The sequence below is a fragment of the Mesorhizobium sp. YIM 152430 genome, assembly GCF_029210365.1.
In the GTDB taxonomy this organism is placed as follows: Bacteria; Pseudomonadota; Alphaproteobacteria; order Rhizobiales; family Rhizobiaceae; genus Aliihoeflea.
Map to the genome: position 1 here is coordinate 59656 of NZ_JARGES010000020.1, position 24788 is coordinate 84443.

Consider the following 24788-nt stretch of genomic DNA (forward strand, 5'->3'; position numbering starts at 1 on the left):
GTGCTGAAGGAAATGCGAGGAACGAGCGCGCGACAATTTCGGCGCGAGACCGGAAGGCAGAGCCTGCCGGCGTTTTTGCGCGTGTCGATCATCGTCTTCCTGTGTCTCGGCTTCGTCTTTTCCGGCGGATTCCTCATCTTCGCCACCCATGTCGGTCGGCTGGAAACCCCGAGCGACCCAGGTAGCGCGGATGCGATCATCGTCCTGACCGGAGGTTTCGCGCGCCTCGACGCGGCCGTTCAACTCCTTCAGGAGGGACGCGGGCAGCGGCTTTTGATCTCCGGCGTCAATCCGGTCGCCCGTCCGCTCGACATCCAGCGGGCCACGGGCGCGAACGAGAACCTCTTCGACTGCTGCGTCGACATCGACCGCGATGCGCTCGACACGATCGGCAATGCCGCCGAGAGCGCAAAATGGCTGGAAAGAAACGCCTTTCGCAGCGCCATCGTGGTGACCAACAACTACCACATGCCGCGCAGCCTCCTTGAAATGAGCCACGCGCTCCAGAACGCGCGACTGACCCCATATCCCGTCGTCACCAACAGGCTCGACGGCGGCCAGTGGCTGGCGAGCCGCAGCGCGCTCAGGGTGCTCTTCACCGAATATACGAAATATCTCGCCGCCCTCGCCCGCACGACCGTGATGCCGCCACGCTCGGGCGACGTGCCGGCGGTCATCGTCGAGGCCGGCACGGGCAACGGTCCGGTCGAGCGATAGAGCGTTTCCCTTTCGCGCTTCATCGTGTAACCAGCGACGATCCTTTCCGATGCGAGCCCACTTGATGCTGCAAATACGTTCGCTGGCCTTCAACCTGGCCTTCTATGCGAGCCTGATCGTCCAGATGATCGTCTTCACGCCGATCTATTTCATTCTGCCGCGCCATCTCGCCTGGTTCGTGCCGCGCAACTGGTCGCATTCGAGCATGTGGCTGATGAAGGTCATCGCCGGCACGGACAGGAAGATCGAGGGGCTCGAAAACCTGCCCGAGGGGGGCTACATCCTCGCGCCCAAGCACCAGTCCTTCTGGGACACGATTGCGTTCTTTCCCTACATGCCGGACCCGGTCTACATCCTGAAGCGGGAACTCATGTGGATACCGCTCTTCGGCTGGTATGTCGGCAAGATGAAGATGATCCCGATCCATCGCGGCAGCCGCTCCAAGGCGCTGAAGCAGGCGGTGCGGGTTGCGCGCGAGCGCATGGCGAACGGCCGGCAGTTGATCATCTACCCCGAAGGCACGCGCCGCGCACCCGGCGCCGAACCGGCCTACAAATACGGCATCGCCGAACTCTACGCGGCGCTCGACGTGCCGGTCGTGCCGGTCGCGCATGTAGCGGGGCTCTACTGGCCGCGACGCAAGTTCCTGCGCCACCCCGGCACGATACATGCGAAATTCCTGCCGCCGATCGAACCGGGGCTGGACAAGCAGGTATTCCTCGAACGGCTGGTGCGCGAGACTGAAGCGGCTTGCGATCAGCTTCTGATCGAGGTCGCGCGAGACCCGTCGGGACCGCCGCTGCCACCGACCGCGCTCGACCGCCTGAAGGCGCTCGGCGTCGAGCCTGCGCCGCGCAAGGCTACCTGATTTTCGAGGCGACGCTTTCGAGCCAGTGGTCGCGAATGCCGAGCGCTTCGAGATGCGCGACGGTATTGAGGACGTATTCCTCGTTCGGCCCCGACTGCCCGACGGCACCGTTGACCGCGCGCGCGGCCTCATCGGCGTCGATCCGGCCGGCATATTGCCGGTGGGCGCGGTCGACGACATAGGTCACAGCCTCGACGACCGGCCCGCCTTCGAGCCGCACCGGAAGGCGACGTTCCAGATAGACATTGGTGACGAGTTCGCGCGCGCGCAGGTAGTCGATCACCTCGTCGCGCAGCGCGTCGGGCACGCGGAACGCCATGCCGATGCACGATCCACCACGATCGAGGCCGAGAACGAGGCCCGGCCGCGCCGGCGTGCCGCGATGGACGAAGGAGCGCACGCACAGCGCCCGGCGATAGCCGTGCAGCCGCGCCCGATGCGTCTCCCTATGCGCAAAGCCGGGCCGCCACATCAGCGAGCCATAGCCAAAGACCCAAAAATCGCCCATATCGCCGTCAGTTTAGTTCGAGTGCCGGTCGATCCGGCTGAACCGGGGTAGCGAGGCACGGGGCATGGCGTCAAGACAATCCGGCGGAACGGGATATTCCCGCCGCTTCATCCTGCTCGCACTCGCCATCGTCGTTGCGGTTGTCGGCTACACCTATGGCTGGAACCATGCGGCCGAGCGGCTGGTAACGGAAGCCAATGGCCGCGTCGCGGCGCTCAATGCCAGCGGGCGGCGGGCCAGTTGCGAGAATGCCGAGGCGCGGGGCTACCCGTTCCGCATCGGCCTCTTCTGCCGTTCGATCATGTATGTCGACGCGCCATCGGGCGTTGCAGTGCGCGCAGGAGCATTCCGCTCGGCGGCGCAGGTCTACCAGCCGCAGCGCGTCGTCGGCGAACTCGACGGTCCCGCAATCATTGAATTCCCCGGCATCAATGCGCTGGAAGTGAACTGGCGGGAAATGCGCGCGAGTTCGCGTCTTGCCGCGCCGCGCCCGCAGATCGTTTCGGTAGAAGTGACCGACATCGCCATCGGCCCTGATTCCGCTCCTGCCGGACAACGTCCGGCCGCATCCGCCGATCGTGCCGAATTTCACATGCGCCCATCAGGAGCGGGATCGGACGTTGTCTGGCGCTTCGAACGGCTTTCGCTCGACCCCGACCTGCTGGGCGAAGGCACGCTGCCGCTGATCAGCGGCGAAGCGGACCTGCATTTCCCCGTCGATCCGGCACCGGCTTTTTCGGGCCAGGGTTTGCGTGGGTTGGCGACGGTAATCAATTCGATGGTGATCCGCACTGCCGGAGATGAGACGGCCGCGCGGGTCGAGGGGCCGTTCTCGATCGACGGGACCGGGCTGATCGATGCGGAACTGTCGCTATCGGTGGAAAATCCTCAAGTCTTCGCGCAGATCATGGCGGAACTGTTTCCGGCCGCACGCGACCAGATCCGGCTTGCGGTCGCCGGCGCATCGATGCTGGGAGACAATCCAAGCCTGCCGATGCGCATATCGAAAGGCAGGGTCTCGATCGGCTTCCTGAATCTTGGAACGCTGCCGCCGCTTTAAAGAGGGATGAACCCTAGCTCTTCTTCGCCGCCTGCCGTCCGAAGTCCGGCGCGTCGACTTCCTGGCCGGCATCGATGATCGAGCGGCGCACTGCACGCGTGCGGGTGAAAAGGTCGAACAGCTTGTCGCCGTCGCCCCAGCGCACGGCGCGCTGCAACGAGGCAAGATCCTCGGAAAAGCGCGCGAGCATTTCGAGGATCGCGTCCTTGTTGTGCAGGCACACGTCGCGCCACATGGTCGGGTCGGAGGCGGCAAGGCGCGTGAAGTCGCGGAAGCCGGAGGCCGAATATTTGATGACCTCGCTCTTCGTCACCGCTTCCAGATCGTCCGCCGTGCCGACGATGTTGTAGGCGATGATGTGCGGCAGGTGAGAGACGATGGCGAGAACCATGTCGTGGTGCTGCGGGTCCATCGTGTCGATGTTGGAGCCGCAAGCGCGCCAGAAATCGGACAGCTTCGCCAGCGCCTTCGCATCCGTGCCGTCGAGCGGCGTCAGGATGCACCAGCGATTGGTGAAAAGCTCGGCAAAGCCGGCGTCGGGACCGGATTTTTCCGTGCCGGCCAGCGGATGGCCGGGAATGAAATGGACGCCGGCCGGCATGTGCGGCGCCATCTGCGCGATGACGGATGCCTTGGTGGAGCCGACATCGGTGACGATCGCGCCGGGCTTGAGATGACCCCGGATGGCGACCGCGACCGCTTCCGACGCGCCGACCGGCACCGAGACGACGACGAGATCGGCGTCGCGCACGGCCTCGGCCGCATCGGCGACATAGCTGTCGCCGAGTCCGAGTTCCTCGGCGCGGGCGAGCGTATTCGCGCTGCGGGTCGAGACGACGAGATGGCCGGCGAGCCCTTCACGCCGCACCACGCGGGCAAGCGACGAGCCGATCAGGCCGATGCCGATGAAGGCGATGCGGTCGAAATGAGGTTTCACGTCACGCCTTCATGAAGTCGGTGAGCGCCTCGACGACACCGCGATTGGCTTCTTCCGAGCCAATCGTCATGCGCAGCGCATTGGGGAAGCCGTAGCCCGTCACGCGGCGCAGGATGAGGCCGCGCTCGGTGAGAAACGCATCGGCCGCTTCCGCAGAACGCGACTCGGTGAAATGGATGAGCACGAAATTGCCGACGCTCGGCGTCACGCGAAGGCCGATCCTCGTCAGTTCGTCCGCGACCCAGGGCAGCCACGCCTCGTTGAAGGCCACCGCCTCCTCGACATGGTTTCGGTCGCGGATCGCGGCCGCTCCGGCGGCGATCGCCACCGCGTTGACGTTGAACGGGCCGCGCACGCGGTTGACGGCGTCGATGATGCCGGCCGGGGCGTACATCCAGCCGATGCGAAGTCCGGCAAGGCCGTGGATCTTGGAAAAGGTGCGCGTCATCACGACGTTCTGCGCCGACGAGACGAGCTCGATGCCGGACTCGTAGTCGTTGCGGCGCACATATTCGGCATAGGCCGCGTCGATGACCAGCACGACATGGGACGGCAGGCCGGCATGAAGCCGCCGTACTTCCTCGAAAGGCAGGTAGGTGCCGGTCGGATTGTTCGGATTGGCGAGGAAGACAAGCTTCGTGCGCTCGGTGACGGCGGCGAGGATCGCGTCGACATCGGCGCGCTCGTTCGTCTCCTTGACGACGATCGGCACGCCGCCTGCCGCGAGGATCTGGATGCGGTAGACGAGGAAGCCGTGCTCGGTGAAGATGCCCTCGTCGCCGGCGGTCAGATAGGTCTGCGCGAGGAGGCCGAGCAGTTCGTCCGAGCCATTCGAGCACAGGATGTTCTCGGCGTTGAGGCCATGGACCTCGGCAATGGCCCGGCGCAACTCGTTGGCCGAACCGTCCGGGTAGAGCTCGGCATGGGCGAGCACCTGCGCGGCGGCGTCGATCGCCTCCGGCGAGGCGCCGAGCGGCGTTTCGTTGGATGACAGCTTGTGGACCTTGCCCTTCGACGAGTCCCCGTGCTTGCCCGGCACGTAGGCTGCAATTTTCATCACGCCGGGGCGGGGCTGCGGGCGAAGCTTTTCGTTCATGTCGACTTGTCCACTTTGGGGAAGGCGGCTCCATCTACCAAGCTTTGCGATTGACGCAAAGGGCGTGTGTGCCTAAATGCGCGCGTGAACTCGTGGTGATTTGGCCGGTCGGCTTGCAGCCACGTTAAAAAAGTCGCTAAGGGGCCGCTGCAACAGTCCGTTCGGACCGGCCGCGAATCCGCCGCCGGTCCTTTTCGTTCTGGAGTGCACCATGCCGATCAAGATTCCCGACCAGCTTCCCGCGCGCGACGTTCTCGTGCGCGAGGGCGTGTCCATCATGGACGAGCGGACCGCGCTGAGACAGGATATCCGCCCGTTGCAGATCGGCCTTCTCAACCTGATGCCGAACAAGGTCCGTACCGAGACGCAGTTCGCCCGCCTGATCGGCGCGACGCCGCTCCAGATCGAATTGACGCTCGTGCGCATCGCCAACCACAAGGCGAAGAACACGCCCGAGGATCATCTGATCTCCTTCTACCAGACGTGGGATGAGGTGCGCGAGCGCAAGTTCGACGGGTTCATCGTCACCGGCGCGCCGATCGAACTCCTACCCTTCGAGGAAGTGGGCTACTGGGCCGAGATGACGCGCATCCTCGACTGGACGACGACCAACGTTCATTCCTCCTTCTTCATCTGCTGGGGCGCGATGGCTGCGGCCTGGCATTTTCACAAGCTGCCGAAATATCCGCTCGACGAGAAGGCATTCGGCGTGTTCCGCCATCGCAACAACGCGCCCGCATCGCCCTATCTGACGGGCGTATCGGACGACTTCGCCGTTCCGGTCTCGCGCTGGACGGAGGTGCGTTCCACCGACATCCGGCCGGAATCGGGCCTCGAACTGCTGATGGAATCGGACGCGACCGGGCCTTGTATGCTCGCGGAGAAATCCGGCAACCGGCTCTATATGTTCAACCACATCGAATATGATTCCACCTCGCTGAAGGAGGAATACGACCGCGACGTCGCCGCCGGCGTGAAGACCGGCCTGCCTCACGCCTATTATCCCGACGACGACCCCACGCGCCCGCCGCTCAACCGCTGGCGATCGCACGCCCATCTTCTGTTCGGCAACTGGATCAACCAGGTCTACCAGACCACGACCTACCGGCTCGAAGACATCGGCAAGGACCAGCCCGGTGCCGGCCGCTAGCCCTTTTCGATCACGAAAAGGTGGCCGCCGTCGACGGCCGTGCTGGTCACCAGCCTGTGGCCGTCTTCCCGGCAGAATGCGGGGATGTCGAGGGCGGCGAGCGGATCGGTCGTCTCGACCGTCAGGCGCTCGCCTGACCGCATCGATTGCAGGCGCTTGCGCGCCTTTAGCACGGGAAGGGGGCAGTTGAGCCCTCTCAGGTCGTAGATTTCGGTCAAGCGTCTAGTTGCCGAAAAGCGACATCAGGCGACCCAGGCGCGAAGGCGGCTCGGCCGGCTGCGGCGCGGGCGCGACGGCAACCGGAGCCGGCTCGATGCTAGGCGCGGCGGCAATTGGTGCCGGCATGGGCGCGGGAACGGGCTGCGGCGCCGGCTGATAGGCGACGGCCGCGGCGGCGGGGCGCTCGCTCGGCGGGCGGGTCGAGACCATCACGCCGGACTGTTCGAAATTCGGCGGCTCCTGACTGACACGCTCGCCGCGTGCGCGCTTGCGCGACCAGTCGGCCACGAGTGCCGCTTCCTTGACGCCGGTGATCGATGGTGACGGCTTCGAAAAGGCACTGGAATCCAGCGCGGAGGTGAAGGCGGCGTCGAAGGTCGACTTGTAGGTCTTGTAGGCTGTCTGGAGCGCCTCGGGCTGCGTCGCCGCCGGGCAGGCGCCGGTCGGATCGAACGGGCGGCCGTCCGCCGTGTACTGGTTGAAGACGTAGCGGCGCTCGCACACATCCACCTTCGGCGGCAGCTTGGTGATCTCGAAGTGGTCGTAGCCTTCCTTCAACATGGTCCAGAACTCGTAGTTCGGATCGCTCTTGTAGCGCGCCATATTGGCCGGCGTCATCCGGAAGGGAAACGCCTGGAACTGAAACGCCTGCTGACCGCCCTTGAAGGCATCGCGCGCAAAGGCATAGATCTCCTCGACCTGCTCGTCGGTCATCGAGTAGCACCCGGACGAGGAGCAGCCGCCATGGACCATCAGATGCTGGCCCGTGCGGCCATGCGCGCGGTCATAGGCGTTCGGAAAGCCGATATTGAACGAGAGGTGGTAGCTCGACTGCGGGTTCATCTGGTGTGGACCGACCGCATAGAACCCTTCCGGCGCCTGCCGGTCGCCTTCGGTGAACTTCGGCCCGAGCTTGCCAGACCATTTGCAGATCTCGTAGCTCTTAACGAGATCGAAGCGGCCATTGTCCTTCTGCTTCCAGACTTCGAGGACGGCTTCTTCCTTGAACAGGCGCACCATGATCGGCGAGGTGACGCTCATGCCCTTCGCCTTCATCGTCTGCACCACCTTGGCGGGCAGTTGACGTTCGGCCTTCGGCGCGATGTCCTCCAGCGAAGCGTTGCAGCCCGCCAGCATGGTGGCGGCGGCAAGAAGGGCGACATGGGCTAGGCGAAGATTCATGGTCGTCGACGGCTCTCTGTGATCCCCCGCGAAGCCGGATGCATAGCGCACCGAGCCCCGCAAAACCCGACGCTAGACTGGTTAACCTTGAAAAACCGTTACCACAATCGAAAAATTGTCTTGTCCTGCCGCAGCGTCGCCTCAGGCGAGACTGCGGCCGATGGCGAGGAACTTCTCGCGGCGATGCTCGCGGTAATCCATGTTTGCGCCCTGAAGCTCCGAAAAGCCACGCGAAATCTGTTCCCCGGCAGCTTCGATCACGTTTTCGCGGCCGCGATGGGCACCGCCGAGCGGCTCGGCGATGATGCCGTCGATGATCTTCAGGTCGAGCAGGTCCTGCGCGGTGATCTTCATGTTCGTGGCCGCATCCTTGGCGCGCGTCGAATCGTGCCAGAGGATCGATGCCGCCCCTTCCGGCGAGATCACCGAATAGATCGAGTGTTCGAGCATATAGACCTTGTTGGCCGTCGCGATCGCGATCGCGCCGCCCGAGCCCCCCTCGCCGATGATGACGGAAACGGTCGGAACCTTCATCGCCAGGCACTGCGAGGTCGAGCGCGCGATGGCCTCGGCCTGCCCGCGTTCTTCCGCGCCGATACCCGGATAGGCGCCGGCCGTGTCGACCAGCGTGATCATCGGCACCTGGAAGCGGTCGGCAAGTTCCATGATGCGCACGGCCTTGCGGTAGCCTTCGGGCCGCGCCATGCCGAAATTGTGCTTGAGCCGCGTCTTGGTGTCCGAACCCTTTTCCTGGCCGAGAACCGCGACCGGCTGGCCGCGAAAGCGCGCAAAGCCGCCGATGATCGCATTGTCCTCGCCGAAGGCGCGGTCGCCGGCGAGCGGCGTGAAATCGGTGAACAGCCCGGCGACGTAGTCGACGCAGTGCGGACGGTCGGGGTGGCGGGCGACCTGCGCTTTCTGCCAGGGCGTCAATTGCCGGTAGAGGTCGCGCAACGCCTCGCGCGAGCGCTTTTCGAGCCGGGCGATCTCCTCGCCGACATCCACGGCCTCGCCGCTGTCCGCGAGCTTCCTCAGTTCGAGAATCTTGCCTTCCAGATCTGCGACAGGCTTTTCGAAGTCGAGATAATTATACATGGACTCTCTGGTTTGCCGGGAAAGGGTGGCGTGACGGCCCGCGCTCGCGGGATGCGGGCTTCACATAGCGGTCACAAGGCTAATCGGCAAGCGGATGGTGATTCGCGACAAGATCGGTCAGCGTCTTTTCGAGGACATGCGTGTAAATCTGCGTCGTCGAAATGTCGGCATGGCCGAGGAGTTGCTGGACCGCGCGCAGATCGGCGCCATTTTGCAGGAGGTGGCTGGCGAAGGCGTGGCGCAGGACATGCGGTGAGAGGTCCGCGGCGCGAATGCCCGCCCGCGTGCCGAGCGCCTTCAACTCGCGTGCCACCACCTGCCGCGCCAGGTGCCCCTCTTTCGACCTGGCGGGAAACAGGAACCGGTTGCCGTCCCATTGCGGGTCGGCGCTGCGCAAGGCGGCCCATGCCCCGACCGCCCCGCGCGCGACCGGCGACAGCGGCACCAGACGATCCTTGCCGCCCTTGCCGGTGACGGCGAAGAATCGGTCATTGCGTGCGGCAACCGCGACCGGAAGCTGCACGAGTTCGGAAACGCGCAGGCCCGTCGCATAAAAGAGTTCGACGATCGCCTGCATCCTGACGCGCGTTGCGCGCTCCGCGTCCGACAGGCCAGGCTCGCTGGCTTCCATTTCGGCGCGCGCGAGAAGCCGGTCGACGAGACTTTCACCCATCGTCCTGGGCAGGCTGCGGGACTTGCGCGGCGCATCGACCGTTGCTGTCGGATCGTCGCCGCGCAGCCCTTCGGCATAGAGGAAGCGGTAGAACTGGCGCAGCGCCGACAGATGCCGCGCCTGCGTGCTGGCTGCAAAGCCCCGCAGCGACAGGTCTTCCAGATAGAAGGCGATATCCGCCGGAGCTGCTCCGACGAGCCCGCCACGCGTCGCCAGCGCAGCTTGCGCATCCTCGAGGTCCCGCCTGTAGGCGGCGAGCGTATTGTCGCTCGATCCGCGTTCGGCACTCATCATCTCGAGAAAGGATTCGATTTGCAGCGCGCTCGACATGGCTGGCCTCCGCTGGACCCAAGATCGGCGTGATTCCTTATTGTTTGATGAAGCGGCGGGAACCATTTGCTCGGCTTTGCCGTTTCTGGCTCGTGAAAGGGACGTGGTCATGGAACACATCGCTGCCATTCTTCTGATGATCGGGTGCTCGGGCGATCTTGCGCAATGCGAGGAAATTCCGGCCCCCGTCTTTGCCTATGAAACGGCCGAAGAATGCCGGTCGGACCTTCCCTCGGTGAGATCCGCCGCCGGGGAAGACCATCCGAAGATGTTTGCCGAATGCGTTTCCGTCGATCCCCTGCTGGTCGAGGCTGATGCCGAACTGGTCTGGGATATCGAGGACGGAAAACTGGTCGCGTCTCTGGAGCCTTGGGTGGAACCGGACATGGCCGTCGCCATGGCCTTCGGCGATCCCGTTACGAACCGTCAGGAATAAACGACTTGATTAATCAACCGCATGCACTTCATTTACCCGCCGAAGGGCATGCCCATCCTTATGGAGGCTGTAAATGAAGAAGACACTTTTGGCTCTCGCCGCAACCATGATGATCGCCGCCGGTTGCACCACCGCTGAACAGACCGCCGTTGGCGGCGCTGCCGTCGGTGCCGGCGTCGGTGCCATTGCGACTGGCCGCGCCTCCGGCGCCCTGGCCGGTGCGGCCATCGGCGGCGCAGCCGGCTATCTGGTCGGCCGCTCGCAGGACCGTCAGGGCTGGTGCATCTATCGCGACCGCCGCACGGGCGAGCGCTACGAAGCACGCTGCTGATTTCGGCCTTCCGGCCGGAACGACAAGAGGCGCCGCGAGGCGCCTCTTTTCGTATGATGATCGATCAGGCCGCGATTTTCAGGGCGCCCGGCCCCGGAATGGCTCCCAGCGGGCACTTGCCCAGAATGATCATGCCGAGCACTTCGTCCTGGTCGACATCGCTGGTGCGCGCCGTTCCGACGACCTGCCCGTTCTTCATCACGACGACGCGGTCCGCGAGATCGAAGACATCGTGGATGTCGTGGCTGATCAGGAAGATGCCGATCCCGTCCTGCTTGAGCTGAAGCACGAGTTCGGAGACCTGCTGCGTCTCCTGCGGCCCCAGAGCCGCGGTCGGCTCGTCCATGATAAGGATGCGCGCGTTGAAGTGGATCGCCCGCGCGATGGCGACGGACTGGCGCTGGCCGCCCGAAAGCTTGCTCACCGGCTCCTTGAAGCGCTGGAAGCGCGGATTGAGACGGCCCATGACCTTGCGCGTCTCCGATTCCATCGCGACGTCGTCGAGCGTGCCCCAGGGCGTGCGCAGTTCGCGGCCGAGGAAGAGGTTCGCCGCAGCGTCGACATTGTCGGCGAGCGCAAGCGTCTGGTAGATCGTCTCGATGCCGTATTTCTTGGCGTCGCGCGGATTTGCGATCTGCGCCTCCTGGCCATTGACGAAAATCTCGCCGGCATCGCGCTTGTAGGCACCAGAGAGGATCTTGATCAGCGTCGACTTGCCGGCGCCGTTGTGACCGAGGAGCGCGACGACCTCGCCGGGAAAGACATCGACGCTGGCATTGTCGACGGCATGGATGCCGCCGAACGAAATGGAGATGTTCTTCATCTCGACGAGTGGGGTGCGACTTTCCATCTTCGAACTCCTAACCCATTCGGCGGCGGTAGATCGTATCGAGCCAGACGGCAACGACGAGGACCGCGCCGACGACGATGTTCTGCAAGGGCGAGTCGACGCCGAGCAGGATCATGCCCGTTGCGAGCGACTGCATCAGCACCGCGCCGATCATCGCGCCGACGATGGTGCCGACGCCGCCGGCAAGCGACGTGCCGCCGATGACGGCGGCCGCGATGACGAGCAGTTCGTCCAGTGTCCCTTGAGCGTTGGTCGCCGCATTGAGGCGCGCCGTCGAGATCACCGCGCCGATGGCGGCAAGCGCCCCCATCAGCATGAAGATCTTCATCGTGATCCAGCGCGTGTTGATGCCGGCGAGCGACGCCGCCTCGGGATTACCGCCGATGGCGAAGACATAGCGGCCGAAACGCGTCCGGTTTGCAACGAAGGTCATGACGATGCCGACCGCGACCGCGATCAGGACCGGGATCGCGATGCCGTGCGGGATGAAGAGCCCGCCTTCGGGCACGGTGATGTTGTTTGCCTCGGCATAGCGGCGCACTGTGCCGGCCGGCCACGGATAGGCGTTGGCGACATAGACCGCGCCCAGAATGAAGATGCAGGCGACGCCGGCGAGAAAGCCTTCGGCCCAGACAGGGCGGAGCGGGAAGTGAAAGCGGCGGCGCTGCTTGCGCGCGTTCCAGATGAAGAAAACGACCGCCATACAGGCGACGATGCCGACGACCCAACTCCATTGCGCGCCGATCGCGCCCTCCGAGCCACCGCCGAGAAGCCGGAAACGGGCATCCATCGGCGCGACGGTCTGCCCGCTCGTCACCCACCACGCCGCGCCGCGCCAGACGAGCAGTCCGCCGAGCGTGACGATGAAGGCCGGCACCTGCATATAGGCAATGATGAAGCCTTGCAGGGCGCCGATGGCGATACCCACGGCCAGCCCGACGAGGATCGCGATCGCCCAGATGGCCGGATGTCCGAGGCCGAGATATTCCGGCAGGATTCGGACCTGGGTGACGGCGATGATCATGCCGGTGACGCCGAGCACGGAGCCGACCGACAGGTCGATGTTGCGGGTGACGATGACGAGCACCATGCCCGTCGCCATGACCGCGACGGACGCGGACTGCACCGACAGGTTCCACAGATTGCGCGGGGTGAGGAACAGTCCGCCCGACATGATGTGGAACGCGATCCAGATGACCGCGAGCGCGCCCAGCATTCCGAGCATACGCGTGTCGAGTTCGGTGGCCTTCATGAAGCGGGCGAGCGCGCTTTGCTCGGATGCGCGCGCGGTATCCACCGGCGCCGGGGACGTCGTGTCCGACATCGTCTCCTCCATCGCGGACGCCCGAGGTCGAGGACCCGACGCGTCGCTTCTCATCTTATGAATGCGCCGCGGCTTTCGTCAAACCGCGGCGCATGACGTTTCGATCCGTCGAGGATCAGTCGCAGGCGGGTGTCGAGCCGGCTGCGACGCCCTGGCAGACGACGTCCTTGGTGACCCATCCGGCGTCGATCACGACATCGAGATTGTCCCTGGTGATCGCCAGCGGCTCGAGGAACACGGCGTTCATTTCCGTGCCGTTCGGGCCGTCGGACCAGGCCGTCACACCTTCGATCTCGTTCATCGCGGTGCCTTCGGCGAGTTCGTTGGCTATTTCCGCCGCGGCCTTGCCGAGTTCGCGCGAATCCTTCCAGACAGAGACGGTCTGCGTGCCGAGCGCGATGCGGTTCAGCGCGGCATGGTCGGCGTCCTGCCCGGAAACCGGAACCGAACCGGCCAGACCTTGCGCGTCGAGCGCCGCGATCGCGCCGCCCGCCGTGCCGTCATTGGAGGCGACGACCGCGTCGACCTCGTTGTTGTTCTGGGTCAGGATCTGTTCCATGTTGCGCTGCGCATTGGCGGGCAGCCAGCCATCCGTATAGGCCTCGCCAACATTCATGATCGTGCCGGCATCGATCGCCTCCTGCAACACTTCCATCTGGCCGGAGAACAGGAAATCGGCGTTCGGATCGGCCGATGAGCCCTTGATGAAGACGTAATTGCCTTCCGGCTGCGCTTCGAGGACGGCCTGCGCCTGAAGACGGCCGACTTCCTTGTTGTCGAAGGTCAGGTAGAAGGCGTCGGGGTTTTCGATCAGGCGGTCATAGCCGACGACCGGAATGCCTTCGGCGACCGCGTTCTCGACGGCCGGCCCGATGGCCGAGGAATCCTGCGCCAGGATGATGAGCGCGTTCGCGCCCTGGCTGATCAGCGATTCCACGTCGGTGAGCTGCTTGGCGGCCGAGGACTGCGCGTCGGCGGAAATGTAGCTGTTGCCGGCGGCCTCGATGGCGGCCTTCATCGCGGCCTCGTCGGTCTTCCAGCGCTCTTCCTGGAAGTTCGACCAGGAGACGCCGATGACCTTGCCCTCGGCCTTTGCCGCGGCAGAAAGCGTGAGCGAAAGCGCGACACCCGCCAGCAAGGCGGTTGCGAAATTCTTCATGATGTTCCTCCCTGCGCCGCGTGCGGCGCCTCCTCAAATTGCCTCTCGGCAGCGGAAAGCTCTTTTTTTCGAGCCTCGAAAAAAATAATGACTCAGCAAGTTCCGTGTGTCAATCTCCTTTCGGAGGTGCTTGAAGACGCCTTTGGGAGGACGATCCATGACATTGGGCGTGCGGCACGACGATCTGCGCAGGCGCAATCGCGCAATGGTCATCGCGGCGGTAAGGCGAGACGGCCAGCCCTCGCGCACGGAACTCGTCAGCCGCACCGGCCTCAGCCATTCAACGATCTCGGCGATTTCCTCCGATCTCATCGCCGAGGGGGTTCTGCGCCCCGTCAAGAGCGGCGAGAACGAAGTCGTGCGCCGCGGACGGCCCCAGATCTCGCTCGGGCTCGAACCCAGGGCCGCGACGGTCCTGACGGTGGTGCTTCTGCTGAACACGCTCTCGGCGACCGTCTTCGATTATGCTGGCCGGATCGTCACCCAACGGCGTCAGCGGCTGTCGACCTTGAACGCCACGCGCGACGATCTTATCGGCGCGGTGACGACCATGATCGAGGCGCTGCTCGTCGATGCAGGACGAACGCCGAAGGACGTGATGCGCTTGACGATGGCCGTGCAGGGCATCACCGATTCGAATGCGCGCGCCATGTTGTGGACGCCGATCACGCCGGAAAGCGACATCCCCTTCGCCGACATCCTCGAACGGCGCTTCGGCTTTCCCGTCACCGTCCAGAACGACTGCAACATGATCGCCGTCGCGCTGCGTGCCCGCGACCCGGAACGCTATCGCGACAATTTCGTCACACTCCTCCTGTCGAACGGCATCGGAATGGGGCTTGTCCTGCGCGGCGAGCTTTTCACCGGCGCCTATTCCTCGGGCGGCGAGTTCGGCCACATGATCCACCGTCCGGGCGGCGCGCTTTGCCGCTGTGGACGCCATGGCTGCATCGAGGCCTATGCCGGCAATTATGCGATCCAGCGCGAAGCCGCCGGCCGAAGCGATCAGGCAGAGCCCGACGCCGATGTCGATCCTGAAACGATGCTCAGGCTTGCCGGGGACGCCCGCGCCGGGGACGGCCCCGCACGCGCCGCCTTCATCCGTGCGGGCGAGGCGATCGGCTATGGGCTCGGCTCGCTTTTCGCGCTGATCGACCCCGCGCCGGTGGCAATCGTCGGGCCGGGAACGCTCGCCTTCGACGTCATGGAACCGTCGATCCGGGAGGCCATCGCGCAAACGGCAGGCGGGCAGCACGATGCCGTCATCTCCTTCGACCTCGAAGCCGACGAGATGCCGCTGATCCTCGAAGGCTGCGCCAGGCGCGCGCTCGAAGCCGTCGACAATGAACTCTTCGCGCCGGGCTATATCGCGACGATGCAGGCCGGCGCCTGAAATCAGCTTTCGTTGATCGAATAGCCCGCGCCGCGAATGGTGCGGATGACGTCCGGCGCATTATCCGGATTGACGGCCTTGCGCAGGCGCCCGACATGGACGTCCACTGTCCGCTCGTCGATATAGATCGTCTCGCCCCATACATTGTCGAGCAACTGTCCGCGCGAAAAGACGCGGCCTGGATGCTGCATCAGGAATTCGAGCAGGCGGAACTCGGTCGGGCCGAGATGAACTTCCGCCTGGCCGCGATAGACGCGATGCGCCTCGCGGTCGAGCACGATGTCGCCGACCTTGAGCACGCTCGACAGGATTTCCGGCTTTGCCCTCCGCAGGAGCGCGCGCACGCGGGCGACGAATTCGGGCGTCGAGAACGGCTTGACGAGATAGTCGTCGGCGCCGGTCGAGAGCCCGCGCACCCGGTCGCTTTCCTCGCCGCGCGCCGTCAGCATGATGATCGGCAGGCGTTCGGTTTCCGCCCGCATCCGCAGCCGCCGGCACAATTCGATGCCGGATATGGCCGGCACCATCCAGTCGAGCACCAGCAGGTCCGGCACGGTCTCCTGAAGACGTATCTCCGCTTCGTCGCCCCGCGTGATCACCTCGACCTTGTAGCCTTCGGCTTCCAGATTGTACTTGATCAGGACGCCCAGCGGTTCCTCGTCCTCGACCACCATGATCTTCGGGGCGATCATCGGCCGATCCTCACGCCGACGCGCCCGAGATCGACGTCTCATCGAGCTTCGGCCGGTGGAGCGGCAATTGCTGGCCGACCATGACGTAATAGGCGTTCTCGGCGATATTGGTCGCGTGATCGCCGATCCGCTCCAGATTCTTTGCGCAGAAGAGCAGATGCGTACATGCGGTGATGTTGCGCGGGTCTTCCATCATATAGGTCAGGAGTTCGCGGAAGACGGCGGTGTACTGCACGTCGATGTTCTCGTCGTCGGCGCGAAGGGTCACCAGCGCCTGCGGATTTCGGCCCACATAATTGTCGATCACGCCCGCAAGCTGCGCGCGCACCAGTTGCGCCATCCCATCGATCGAATGCGAGAGCTTGCGCTGCATGGCGCCCTGCCCGACCGCGCTGACCCGCTTGGAGATGTTCTTGGCGAGGTCGCCGATCCGCTCCAGGTCGCTCGCCATGCGGATCGCGCCGACGACTGCGCGCAGATCCTGCGCCATCGGCTGGCGCTTGGCGATGAGGGCGATGGCCCGCTCGTCGAGTTCGCGCTGGCGGGCATCCATCACGACGTCGTCGGAGATCACCCGCTGGGCAAGCGGGACGTCGTTGTCGAGCAGCGACTGCGTCGCCGCCGTGACCATCGCCTGCGCCAGGTCGCCCATGTCTCGGATCAAACGGTCGATCTGGCCGAGTTCCTCGTCGAAGGAGGCTACGATATGTTGTCCAGCCATTGTCCCTGCCTTCTTCGTGTTCCGATCAGCCGAAGCGGCCGGTGACATAGTCCTGCGTGCGCTTGTCGGACGGTGCCGTGAAGATCTGCTCGGTCGCCCCTTCCTCGACGAGAATGCCGAGATGGAAGAATGCCGTGCGCTGCGAGACGCGGGCAGCCTGCTGCATGGAGTGCGTCACGATGACGATCGTGAAATTCGCGCGCAACTCGTCGATCAGTTCCTCGATCTTGGCCGTCGCGATCGGGTCGAGCGCGGAACACGGCTCGTCCATCAGAATCACTTCGGGCGACACGGCGATGGCGCGCGCGATGCAAAGGCGCTGCTGCTGTCCGCCCGAAAGGCCGGTGCCCGGCTCGTGAAGGCGGTCCTTCACCTCATCGAAAAGGCTCGCCTTCTTCAAGCTGGTGACGACGATCTCCTCGAGGTCGGTCTTGTTCGACGCCAGTCCATGGATTTTCGGGCCGTATGCGACATTCTCGAAGATCGACTTCGGGAACGGGTTCGGTTTCTGGAACACCATGCCGACGCGGGCGCGCAGTTCCACCACGTCGATCTTGGGGTCGTAGATGTCCTGTCCGTCGAGCGTGATGTCGCCCACCATGCGGGCGATGTCGATCGTATCGTTCATCCGGTTGAGGCAGCGCAGGAATGTCGACTTGCCGCAGCCCGAAGGGCCGATCAGCGACGTCACCTGGCGCTCGCCGATGTCGAGATTGACGTCGAACAGGGCCTGCTTGGCGCCGTAGAAGACATTGACGTCGCGGCCGCGCATCTTGGCGTTGACCTGGGGTGCAACATTCGTGATCGCGTGTTCGAGAGCGATTTCGGTCATCTGGTTCATCCTTCGTAGCTCCTACCAACGTCTCTCAAGACGGGACCGCAGGTAAATGGCAATCGCGTTCATTGTTATCAGAAAACCGAGCAGGACGAGGATTGCGGCGGAGGTTCGCGATACGAAGCCGCGTTCGGGACTGTCGGCCCAGATGAAAATCTGGGTCGGAAGCGCGGTCGCCGGCTCCATGATGCCGCCTGGCGGCGAGGTGAGAAAGGCATTCATGCCGATGAGAAGCAGCGGCGCAGTTTCGCCGAGCGCCTGCGCCAGCCCGATGATCGTTCCGGTCAGGATACCGGGGATCGCCAGCGGCAGGAGATGGTGCAGAATGACCTCGTGGCGCGACGCGCCGATGCCGAGCGCGGCTTCGCGGATCGACGGCGGCACCGCCTTCAGCGAATTGCGCGTGACGATGATGATCGTCGGCAGCGTCATCAGGGCGAGCACCAGCCCGCCAACCAGGGGAGCGGAGCGTGGCAGGCCGAAAAGCTGGATGAAGACGGCAAGACCGAGAAGGCCGAACACGATGGACGGAACCGCCGCCAGATTGTTGATGTTGACCTCGATCAGGTCCGTCCAGCGGTTCTTCGGGGCGAATTCTTCCAGATAGATCGCCGCTGCGATGCCGATGGGGAACGAGATCGCAAAACAGACCAAAAGTGCGTAGAACGACCCGACAATGGCACCTGCAAGACCTGCGAGTTCTGGAAAGCGGCTGTCGGAACTGAAGATCAGGCCCCAGTTCGCCTTGGCTTCGATCAATCCGCGATCTTCCAGCGTCTCGAACAGCGCGATCTGGCTGTCGTTCAGCCGACGCCGGTTTTCCGGCAGGTCGCGGTCGATGACGTCCTTGTAAAGCTGGTCGTAGGGGTCGGAGACGGGAACCTGCAACCGGATCGTCTGGCCGACCAGCGACCGATCGGCGATGACGCGGTTGCGCAGGATGACCTGGGCGCCATTCGTTATGATACCCGCCGCTGCGCGCAGCGCGCCGCCGTCCTCGACATCGGGAAAGAGACGCTGCACGCCATCCGAGACGATGGCACGATAATTGCCGCTCGCCGGATCGTCCGCCGATACCTGTTCCGGGTCGATGGCCACCTCCATCGTCACATGCGTCTGCACGAAGGCGAGGTAACCGGTCGAGACCAGCGATCCGATCAGGATGCCCAGCAAGAGCACGGCGGTGGAAATGGCGGCGATGCCGTAATAGCGAAGCCGGCGATCGGCTGCGTAGCGCTTCTTGCGCAGGGCTTTCGCCTTGCCGGACGCCCAATCGACGGCCGCAGGCGGGGTCTGATTGTTCGAGATGTCCGTCATCGGTCTACTCGTATCTTTCGCGGTAGCGCTGCACGATCCTGAGTGCCAGGACGTTCAGGCAAAGGGTCACGATGAACAACACCAGGCCGAGCGCGAAGGCGGACAGGGTCTTGGGATTGTCGAATGCCGTATCCCCGATCAGAAGCGTGACGATCTGCACGGTGACGGTGGTGACGCCATCGAGCGGATTTGCCGTGAGATTGGCAGTCAGGCCCGCCGCCATGACGACGATCATCGTCTCGCCGATGGCTCGGCTGGCGGCAAGCAGGATGCCGCCCATGATGCCGGGAAGCGCCGCAGGTATCAGCACCTTGGTCACCGTTTCCGATCGCGTCGCGCCCATCGCCAGCGAACCGTCGCGCATGGATTGCGGCACGGCTTTCAGCGCATCGTCGGAAAGCGACGAGATGAAGGGAATGATCATGATGCCCATGACCGCGCCGGCAGCCAGCGCGCTGTTAGGCGAGATCGCGATGCCGAAGAGCGATCCGGCTTGCCGGATGGCGGGAGCCACGGTCAGAACGGCGAAGAAGCCGTAGACGACGGTCGGCACGCCGGCCAGGATTTCGAGAATCGGCTTGATGACGCCGCGAATGCGCGGATTGGCGAACTCGACCAGATAGATCGCGGACATCAGCCCGATCGGGATCGCGAAGATGAGTGCGATGGTGGCGATCAAGAGCGTGCCGGTGAACACGGGCACAGCACCGAAGGCGCCGGTTCCTGCAATCTGGTCCGCTCGGATCGGGATTTGCGGTTCCCAGTTGAGACCGAAGAAGAACTCGGCAGGCGGAACGAGCATGAAGAACTGGATCGCCTCATAGGTGAGCGAGACGATGATGCCGAGCGTCACCAGGATGGCCAGTCCCGCAGAGCCGATCATGATGACATCGAGCGCCCGCTCGAAGCTCTGGCGCGCGCGATAGCGCGGGGCGCTGCGCGAGCGCGCGAGATAAAGGGCCAAAGCCATTGCGCAAAGGGCAACGACGACCATGGCCCAGTTGGCGATCACCGTCCAACTCGCATATCGCTCCGCCGCCGCTGCAATTTCCGGCCGTGGCTCGGAGAAGATGCGGCCAGCGGCGACATTGCGGATTTCGCTGACGAACAGCGAAATCTGGGCAGGCGATGCGCCTTCGGTTAGCGAAGACGGCAAGGAGGCCACCACGAGCGCGCGCACGACGGCGTCCTGGAAGAGCAGCCAGAGAACGACCAGCAAGAGCGTCGGCAGGCCGACCCAGATTGCTGCGAACGCACCGTGATAGATCGGCCGCGAATGGACCGACGCCCCTTCTGCGGCCACGAACCGCGCACCCGCCGACCGGCCGACATAGAAAGCGGCGAGCGAGAAGAGGATGATGGAGAGAAACAGATATCCGGTCACGGCACCCTGCCAGTTCATCCGGTTAAATGGACGATCCCGGCCACGCGAACCTGGCGCGGCCGGAATCCTATAGTCCGGCCGATGCCTACTGATAGCGCTCGAAGTGCTGGCCTTCGGTGACGATCTGACGGGTTTCCTCACGATCGGCGTCCGAAAGCGAGATCAGGCCGCGCTCGGCGAGATAGCCGTTCGGCCCGAAGGACTCTTCGGAAACATACTCTTCGGCGAACTCCTGCAAGCCCTGGATCACGCCGCGATGCGCGTTCTTGATGTAGAAGAACAGCGGACGCGCGACGGGGTAGGAACCGTCGCCGATGGTCGCTTCGGTCGGCTCGATGCCGTTGATCGAGACGGCCTTCAGCGTGTCCTGGTTCTCGTAGAGGAACGAGTAGCCGAAGATGCCGAGCGCGGTCTCGTCAGCCTGGAGGCGCTGGACAATCAGATTGTCGTTTTCACCAGCTTCGATGAACGGGCCATCGGTGCGCATACGGTCGCAGACTTCCCGCTTGGCATCGCCTTCAAGGGCGGCGATGGCCGGGAACGTCTCGCAGCCGTCATGCATCACGAGTTCGACGAAAGCGTCGCGCGTCCCCGATGTCGGGGGCGGACCGAAAACCGTGATCTCGAAATCGGGAAGCGACGGATCGATTTCGTTCCAGCGCGTGTAGGGATTGGCGACGATCTCGCCATCGACCTCGACCTGCGCCGCCAAAGCCTGGAATATCTGCGCTTCGGTGAGCGCCATATCCGGACCGTTAACGTTATTGACAATAGACAGGCCGTCATAGCCGATCAGGACTTCGGTGACGTTGTCGACACCGTTCGAGACGCAAGTCTCATACTCGCCCTGCGTCATCGGGCGCGAAGCACCTGTAATGTCCGGGAAGTCGACGCCGACACCGCCGCAGAAAATGCGCATCCCGCCGCCCGTTCCGGTTCCTTCCAGCACCGGGGCGGTGTTGCCCATATTGGCGAACTCTTCGGCAACGGCCTGCGTGTAGGGGAAGACCGTCGACGAACCGACGATGCGGATCTGGTCGCGCGACTGCGCGGATGCCGCGCCGGCCGAAGCGGCGATGGCCAGTGCTGCGGCCGAAGCCGCGAGAATGACTTTGTTCATGGAGCCCACTCCTGTTCAGAATTCTCTTCTGCTGCCGCCCTTTTCTTCGGCGACGCGAGTGGCAATAACGGCCCTATGTAACAGTTGGATGACAGATTGATGTCGGCTTGACGAAGCCACTCGAAGGCTGCCCGGCTCGAGCGCAAACAGCATATGGATGTTGAGATCGTAGGCGTCGGTCAGCCGGAAGAACGATCCGCCGAAACCCGAAAAAAGCCGGACGGAAAGGCGATGCCTTCGAGCCGAAACGCTACCGACGCCTGCATATGCAGAGAACGATCCTTAGTTGGGGCACAGACAGACCAATCCAACGTCGGCGGCAGCACTTCCCGTCCGGAAACTCGGAAAATCAAACGCGATCACGCAATCTTTCAATCACGCAACTTGGTAGCGGTATGGTGCGATCACGCCATATACGCTCAGTTATGACCGGTTTCGCCGCGCTACATCCCGATCAAGCCATGAAGCGATCTTGTCCGCAAGTGCCTTCGGGCTGACCGGCTTGGGCAGGTAATCGTCCATGCCCGCCGCCAGGCAGCGTTCCCGGTCGCCCTTGAGGGCGTGCGCCGTGACGCCGATGATAGGCACCGGCGCGTCTTCAGTGGCCATCGCCCGGATCGCGCGCGTCGCCTCGAGGCCGTCCATCACCGGCATTGAGACATCCATGAGGATCAGCCGCGCGCCCGTTTCCCGATAGCGTTCCAGCGCCAGCCGGCCATTGGCGACGATGGCGAAATCGAGGCCGATTTCCTCCAGTATCTGTCGAAAGACGAGTTGGTTGACCTCATTGTCCTCGGCGACGAGGACATCGAGGATGCGCTCTTTCGCCGTGGCTTGAGGCGCGCGCAACCGAGCGGCAACCGCCGGCCTCGCCTCGACAACCGGCCCGACAAGGGGCACCACGACGTTCGGCGCGGCGGAGCGGCGGCGCTGGATGGTGTCGACGAGCGTCTTCAAAAGCACGGCGGAGCGGGCCGGCTTGATCAGTTGCGCCTCGATCGCGAGTTCGCGTCCCGGCGCGCCGGTGACCGCCTGGTCGACCGAACTGAGGAGCAGGATCGGCGTGCGCGCGATCGCTTCGGTCCGGCGGATGATCCTGGCGGCATCGACGCCCGTCATTTCGGGCATCTGGTAGTCGAGAATGACGCAATCGACATCGAGGCCCCGCCGTGCCGCCTCGGTCAGGACCGCGATTCCCTCGGTCGCGTTCGTCGCCGCACAGGCGTCGAACTCCCAGCCCTGCATCTGTTCCAGGAGGATCGACCGGTTGATCGGGTTGTCATCGATGATCAGCACCCGCGCTCCGCGCACGTCGAGCGCGGGGGAGCGCTGCTGCATGTTTTCGTCGGCATGGGCAAGGTCGATGGTGAACCAGAAGCGCGAGCCCTGCCCTTCCGTGCTCTCGACGTCGATCGCGCCGTCCATCAGCGCGACGAGCCGCGACGAGATGGCGAGGCCGAGCCCGGTCCCCTCGTGCCGCCGCGTGGACGACGCATCCACCTGGCTGAACTTCTCGAAAACCAGCGCCAGCTTGTCGGCGGGAATGCCCATGCCGGTATCGGTTACCGAGATGGTCAGGCGGGTCCCCGTCTCGGACCCCACGCCGCTGACATCGACCAAGACATGGCCGGCGTCGGTGAACTTGACCGCATTGCCCATCAGATTGGTGACGATCTGGCGAATGCGCCCGCCATCGCCGACGAAACGGCGCTTCAGCCCCGGCTGGAAGCGCACGATCATCTCGAGATCCTTCTCCTTGGCGCGCGTCGAGACGAGCGTCGCCACGTCCTCGATCGCCTCGGCGAGGTCGAAGGGCGCGGGATCGAGCGCAAGCTGGCCGGCGTCGATCTTGGAGAAGTCGAGAATGTCGTTGATGATCGTCAACAAGGCATTGCCGGATTTGACGATGATGTCGGCGAAGGTCTTCTGCTTGGCGTCGAGATCGGTCTTCCAGAGAAGCTCGGCCATGCCGAGGACGCCGTTCATCGGCGTCCTGATCTCGTGGCTCATATTGGCGAGGAACTCGGACTTGGCGCGGTCGGCAAGCTCCGCTTTTTGCTGGGCATCCTCCAGTTCGGCTTCGCGGCGCTTCATCGCGGTGATGTCGAAATAGGAGACGAGCCGGCGTCCGCCCGAAAGCGGCGTCACCGAGTAGATCATCGTGCAGCCGTCCGCACGGGTGAATTGGCGCGACTTCACGTCGCCCGAGGCGATTTGCGCGAGACGTTCCTCGACATAGGCCGTCCAGGCCGCGTCGTCGACATCGTAGATGCCGTTGCGCCGGCTGACCTCCATCATGTGGCGCGCGTGCGAGCCGACGGGAATCTCCTCCGGCTTGGCGTGCCACAGACGATAATAGGCTTCGTTGATGATCTCCGTGTTGAGATCGGCGTCGAGGACAACGACCCCGAGATCCATCGTGTCGAGCGTGCGGCGCAGATCGGCGGACAGGCTTTCAGCACGATCGCGCGCCACCGCCAGTTCGCGCTCGCGCTGCTTGTGGTCGGTGATGTCCGCGACGATGCCGACGCGGTCGCCATTGGCGGTGACCTGGTCATGCCGGCGCATCCAGCGCCCAGTCGGCAAGCGGAACTCGACCTCATGGTCGACCAGCGCTTCCCAGCGCGCCACCTGGGCAGCGACCCATTTCCGCGCATTGCCGCGGGCTTCGGCGACGCCGCCCCGCTCCGCAAGTTCCTGGAAAAGCTCCCTGAAGGTCTTTCCGACCTCCAGCTTGACCATCGAGAACTTGTCCTGCAACGCCGTGTTGAAGGCGACCAGCCGATCCTGGTCGTCCCACAGAACGAAACCGTCGGGCAGGGCATCGATGGCGCATTGCAGGCGCCGCTGCGCCGCCTGCGCTTCGGCCCTGGCGTGTTCGAGATCGGCGTCCCGGGCCATCACGGATGTGATGTCGGTGCAGATGCCGATCGTCCCCCCATCCTCGGTACGGATTTCGCGATGGATGACGTGCCGTCCGTCGCGAAAGGCAAGCTGCATCTCGAAGCTCGGCCCACTGCGCTGGTCGAGCACATGGGCCTTCAGCGCGGCCGGATCGGCATCCCCCGTCTCCCAGACCCGGCGCTCGATGGCGGCGTCGAGTAGTTCGCAAAAGCGCACGCCGGGCCGGATGAAGTCGGCGATCGGCGCGTAGAGCGCGACCATGGCGTCGTTGTAGTGGATGAGGCGGTCGTCGCGGTCATAGTAGCAGAACGCATCGCTCATCACGTTGAGCCCGGCCATCAGCCGATCGGCGTGCGCGCCCTCGTCGCCATCGCTGGCCGATGCGTGTATTGCGCCCCGCGCCGCCGCATTCGCCAAAACTCCGTCAATTCCCACGAGTATGCCCCCACATCCCGATGCGGGAACGGACATTGCCCGAAAGTCACTT

At 64.2% G+C, this 24788-nt stretch carries 24 protein-coding genes and 1 riboswitch; of the genes, 7 read left to right on the forward strand and 17 right to left on the reverse strand.

Annotation, left to right across the window (positions count from 1 at the left end):
- Positions 1 to 12: 12 nt before the first annotated feature.
- Together PZ895_RS05555 and PZ895_RS05560 are read left to right on the forward strand one after the other, a co-directional pair.
- Positions 13 to 717, forward strand: coding sequence for a YdcF family protein (locus tag PZ895_RS05555; RefSeq protein WP_275838297.1), 705 nt, complete (start codon positions 13 to 15; stop codon positions 715 to 717).
- Between the two features lie 64 nt (positions 718 to 781).
- On the forward strand, positions 782 to 1585 hold the full coding sequence (locus tag PZ895_RS05560; protein ID WP_275838024.1) for a 1-acyl-sn-glycerol-3-phosphate acyltransferase: 804 nt from the start codon (positions 782 to 784) through the stop codon (positions 1583 to 1585).
- On the opposite strand, the gene PZ895_RS05565 is transcribed toward PZ895_RS05560, so the two are convergent.
- Complete coding sequence (locus tag PZ895_RS05565; RefSeq protein ID WP_275838025.1) at positions 1578 to 2093, reverse strand: gamma-glutamylcyclotransferase; 516 nt, start codon at positions 2091 to 2093, stop codon at positions 1578 to 1580. The two genes, PZ895_RS05560 and PZ895_RS05565, sit on opposite strands and share 8 nt — an antisense overlap.
- Positions 2094 to 2157: 64 nt before the next feature.
- On the opposite strand from PZ895_RS05565, the gene PZ895_RS05570 reads away from it, so the two are divergent.
- Positions 2158 to 3153 carry a DUF2125 domain-containing protein gene (locus PZ895_RS05570; RefSeq protein WP_275838026.1) on the forward strand — a complete coding sequence of 332 codons (996 nt, stop codon included), beginning with the start codon at positions 2158 to 2160 and terminating at the stop codon, positions 3151 to 3153.
- A 13-nt stretch (positions 3154 to 3166) separates the two neighbouring features.
- Here the strand turns inward: PZ895_RS05570 and PZ895_RS05575 are convergent, their stop codons facing one another.
- Together PZ895_RS05575 and hisC are read right to left on the reverse strand one after the other, a co-directional pair.
- Positions 3167 to 4090, reverse strand: a complete 924-nt coding sequence (locus PZ895_RS05575; protein ID WP_275838028.1) for a prephenate/arogenate dehydrogenase family protein — start codon at positions 4088 to 4090, stop codon at positions 3167 to 3169.
- A 1-nt stretch (position 4091) separates the two neighbouring features.
- Entirely contained in the window at positions 4092 to 5186 is a 1095-nt protein-coding gene (hisC, locus tag PZ895_RS05580; RefSeq protein WP_275838029.1) for a histidinol-phosphate transaminase, read from the reverse strand.
- Between the two features lie 82 nt (positions 5187 to 5268).
- Positions 5269 to 5346: riboswitch (SAM riboswitch) on the forward strand.
- A gap of 51 nt (positions 5347 to 5397) precedes the next feature.
- Here hisC and metA point away from each other — a divergent pair.
- Entirely contained in the window at positions 5398 to 6336 is a 939-nt protein-coding gene (gene metA / locus PZ895_RS05585; protein ID WP_275838030.1) for a homoserine O-succinyltransferase, read from the forward strand.
- On the opposite strand, the gene PZ895_RS05590 is transcribed toward metA, so the two are convergent.
- The 4 genes from PZ895_RS05590 to PZ895_RS05605 all read right to left on the reverse strand — a co-directional run bounded on the left by PZ895_RS05590 (position 6333) and on the right by PZ895_RS05605 (position 9835).
- The gene (locus PZ895_RS05590) at positions 6333 to 6554 is read right to left on the reverse strand and encodes a sulfurtransferase TusA family protein (protein WP_275838031.1); all 222 of its coding nucleotides are present in this window, start codon (positions 6552 to 6554) and stop codon (positions 6333 to 6335) included. The two genes, metA and PZ895_RS05590, sit on opposite strands and share 4 nt — an antisense overlap.
- A 4-nt stretch (positions 6555 to 6558) precedes the next feature.
- Complete coding sequence (locus PZ895_RS05595) at positions 6559 to 7737, reverse strand: murein L,D-transpeptidase family protein (protein WP_275838033.1); 1179 nt, start codon at positions 7735 to 7737, stop codon at positions 6559 to 6561.
- Between the two features lie 141 nt (positions 7738 to 7878).
- Positions 7879 to 8832, reverse strand: a complete 954-nt coding sequence (locus PZ895_RS05600; RefSeq protein WP_275838034.1) for an acetyl-CoA carboxylase carboxyltransferase subunit alpha — start codon at positions 8830 to 8832, stop codon at positions 7879 to 7881.
- A gap of 79 nt (positions 8833 to 8911) precedes the next feature.
- Entirely contained in the window at positions 8912 to 9835 is a 924-nt protein-coding gene (locus PZ895_RS05605) for a site-specific tyrosine recombinase XerD (RefSeq protein WP_275838035.1), read from the reverse strand.
- On the opposite strand from PZ895_RS05605, the gene PZ895_RS05610 reads away from it, so the two are divergent.
- Together PZ895_RS05610 and PZ895_RS05615 are read left to right on the forward strand one after the other, a co-directional pair.
- Entirely contained in the window at positions 9834 to 10271 is a 438-nt protein-coding gene (locus PZ895_RS05610) for a hypothetical protein (protein WP_275838036.1), read from the forward strand. The two genes, PZ895_RS05605 and PZ895_RS05610, sit on opposite strands and share 2 nt — an antisense overlap.
- Before the next feature lie 73 nt (positions 10272 to 10344).
- Positions 10345 to 10602, forward strand: coding sequence for a glycine zipper domain-containing protein (locus PZ895_RS05615; RefSeq protein WP_275838037.1), 258 nt, complete (start codon positions 10345 to 10347; stop codon positions 10600 to 10602).
- Positions 10603 to 10666: 64 nt separating this feature from the next.
- Here the strand turns inward: PZ895_RS05615 and PZ895_RS05620 are convergent, their stop codons facing one another.
- The 3 genes from PZ895_RS05620 to xylF form a co-directional block, all read right to left on the reverse strand.
- Positions 10667 to 11452 carry an ATP-binding cassette domain-containing protein gene (locus PZ895_RS05620; RefSeq protein ID WP_275838038.1) on the reverse strand — a complete coding sequence of 262 codons (786 nt, stop codon included), beginning with the start codon at positions 11450 to 11452 and terminating at the stop codon, positions 10667 to 10669.
- 10 nt (positions 11453 to 11462) lie between these two features.
- On the reverse strand, positions 11463 to 12776 hold the full coding sequence (locus tag PZ895_RS05625) for a sugar ABC transporter permease (RefSeq protein ID WP_275838039.1): 1314 nt from the start codon (positions 12774 to 12776) through the stop codon (positions 11463 to 11465).
- A 115-nt stretch (positions 12777 to 12891) separates the two neighbouring features.
- On the reverse strand, positions 12892 to 13935 hold the full coding sequence (xylF, locus tag PZ895_RS05630; protein ID WP_275838040.1) for a D-xylose ABC transporter substrate-binding protein: 1044 nt from the start codon (positions 13933 to 13935) through the stop codon (positions 12892 to 12894).
- A gap of 157 nt (positions 13936 to 14092) precedes the next feature.
- On the opposite strand from xylF, the gene PZ895_RS05635 reads away from it, so the two are divergent.
- Positions 14093 to 15328 carry an ROK family protein gene (locus PZ895_RS05635; RefSeq protein WP_275838041.1) on the forward strand — a complete coding sequence of 412 codons (1236 nt, stop codon included), beginning with the start codon at positions 14093 to 14095 and terminating at the stop codon, positions 15326 to 15328.
- Positions 15329 to 15330: 2 nt separating this feature from the next.
- Here PZ895_RS05635 and phoB read toward each other — a convergent pair whose 3' ends face one another.
- The 7 genes from phoB to PZ895_RS05670 all read right to left on the reverse strand — a co-directional run bounded on the left by phoB (position 15331) and on the right by PZ895_RS05670 (position 24718).
- Positions 15331 to 16020 carry a phosphate regulon transcriptional regulator PhoB gene (gene phoB, locus PZ895_RS05640; protein WP_275838042.1) on the reverse strand — a complete coding sequence of 230 codons (690 nt, stop codon included), beginning with the start codon at positions 16018 to 16020 and terminating at the stop codon, positions 15331 to 15333.
- A 10-nt stretch (positions 16021 to 16030) separates the two neighbouring features.
- Positions 16031 to 16741 carry a phosphate signaling complex protein PhoU gene (phoU, locus tag PZ895_RS05645; RefSeq protein WP_275838043.1) on the reverse strand — a complete coding sequence of 237 codons (711 nt, stop codon included), beginning with the start codon at positions 16739 to 16741 and terminating at the stop codon, positions 16031 to 16033.
- A 25-nt stretch (positions 16742 to 16766) separates the two neighbouring features.
- Entirely contained in the window at positions 16767 to 17582 is an 816-nt protein-coding gene (gene pstB, locus PZ895_RS05650) for a phosphate ABC transporter ATP-binding protein PstB (protein WP_275838044.1), read from the reverse strand.
- A 12-nt stretch (positions 17583 to 17594) separates the two neighbouring features.
- Entirely contained in the window at positions 17595 to 18893 is a 1299-nt protein-coding gene (pstA, locus tag PZ895_RS05655; protein ID WP_275838045.1) for a phosphate ABC transporter permease PstA, read from the reverse strand.
- 4 nt (positions 18894 to 18897) lie between these two features.
- Positions 18898 to 20277, reverse strand: coding sequence for a phosphate ABC transporter permease subunit PstC (gene pstC / locus PZ895_RS05660; protein ID WP_275838046.1), 1380 nt, complete (start codon positions 20275 to 20277; stop codon positions 18898 to 18900).
- Between the two features lie 85 nt (positions 20278 to 20362).
- Positions 20363 to 21397: a substrate-binding domain-containing protein gene (locus tag PZ895_RS05665; protein ID WP_275838047.1), complete on the reverse strand. Its 1035-nt coding sequence runs from the start codon at positions 21395 to 21397 to the stop codon at positions 20363 to 20365.
- 423 nt (positions 21398 to 21820) lie between these two features.
- The gene (locus PZ895_RS05670) at positions 21821 to 24718 is read right to left on the reverse strand and encodes a PAS-domain containing protein (RefSeq protein ID WP_275838048.1); all 2898 of its coding nucleotides are present in this window, start codon (positions 24716 to 24718) and stop codon (positions 21821 to 21823) included.
- Positions 24719 to 24788: the final 70 nt, after the last annotated feature.

Bases quoted from the DNA above. Each gene is read 5' to 3' on its own strand.
- PZ895_RS05560 (WP_275838024.1), top strand. From the start codon at position 782: ATGCTGCAAATACGTTCGCTGGCCTTCAACCTGGCCTTCTATGCGAGC.
- pstA (WP_275838045.1), bottom strand. From the start codon at position 18,893: ATGACGGACATCTCGAACAATCAGACCCCGCCTGCGGCCGTCGATTGG.
- pstB (WP_275838044.1), bottom strand. From the start codon at position 17,582: ATGAACCAGATGACCGAAATCGCTCTCGAACACGCGATCACGAATGTT.
- PZ895_RS05620 (WP_275838038.1), bottom strand. From the start codon at position 11,452: ATGGAAAGTCGCACCCCACTCGTCGAGATGAAGAACATCTCCATTTCG.
- PZ895_RS05595 (WP_275838033.1), bottom strand. From the start codon at position 7,737: ATGAATCTTCGCCTAGCCCATGTCGCCCTTCTTGCCGCCGCCACCATG.
- phoU (WP_275838043.1), bottom strand. From the start codon at position 16,741: ATGGCTGGACAACATATCGTAGCCTCCTTCGACGAGGAACTCGGCCAG.
- hisC (WP_275838029.1), bottom strand. From the start codon at position 5,186: ATGAACGAAAAGCTTCGCCCGCAGCCCCGCCCCGGCGTGATGAAAATT.
- PZ895_RS05615 (WP_275838037.1), top strand. From the start codon at position 10,345: ATGAAGAAGACACTTTTGGCTCTCGCCGCAACCATGATGATCGCCGCC.
- metA (WP_275838030.1), top strand. From the start codon at position 5,398: ATGCCGATCAAGATTCCCGACCAGCTTCCCGCGCGCGACGTTCTCGTG.
- phoB (WP_275838042.1), bottom strand. From the start codon at position 16,020: ATGATCGCCCCGAAGATCATGGTGGTCGAGGACGAGGAACCGCTGGGC.
- PZ895_RS05600 (WP_275838034.1), bottom strand. From the start codon at position 8,832: ATGTATAATTATCTCGACTTCGAAAAGCCTGTCGCAGATCTGGAAGGC.
- PZ895_RS05610 (WP_275838036.1), top strand. From the start codon at position 9,834: ATGGCTGGCCTCCGCTGGACCCAAGATCGGCGTGATTCCTTATTGTTT.
- PZ895_RS05570 (WP_275838026.1), top strand. From the start codon at position 2,158: ATGGCGTCAAGACAATCCGGCGGAACGGGATATTCCCGCCGCTTCATC.
- PZ895_RS05665 (WP_275838047.1), bottom strand. From the start codon at position 21,397: ATGAACAAAGTCATTCTCGCGGCTTCGGCCGCAGCACTGGCCATCGCC.
- xylF (WP_275838040.1), bottom strand. From the start codon at position 13,935: ATGAAGAATTTCGCAACCGCCTTGCTGGCGGGTGTCGCGCTTTCGCTC.
- PZ895_RS05625 (WP_275838039.1), bottom strand. From the start codon at position 12,776: ATGTCGGACACGACGTCCCCGGCGCCGGTGGATACCGCGCGCGCATCC.
- PZ895_RS05555 (WP_275838297.1), top strand. From the start codon at position 13: ATGCGAGGAACGAGCGCGCGACAATTTCGGCGCGAGACCGGAAGGCAG.
- PZ895_RS05565 (WP_275838025.1), bottom strand. From the start codon at position 2,093: ATGGGCGATTTTTGGGTCTTTGGCTATGGCTCGCTGATGTGGCGGCCC.
- PZ895_RS05635 (WP_275838041.1), top strand. From the start codon at position 14,093: ATGACATTGGGCGTGCGGCACGACGATCTGCGCAGGCGCAATCGCGCA.
- PZ895_RS05605 (WP_275838035.1), bottom strand. From the start codon at position 9,835: ATGTCGAGCGCGCTGCAAATCGAATCCTTTCTCGAGATGATGAGTGCC.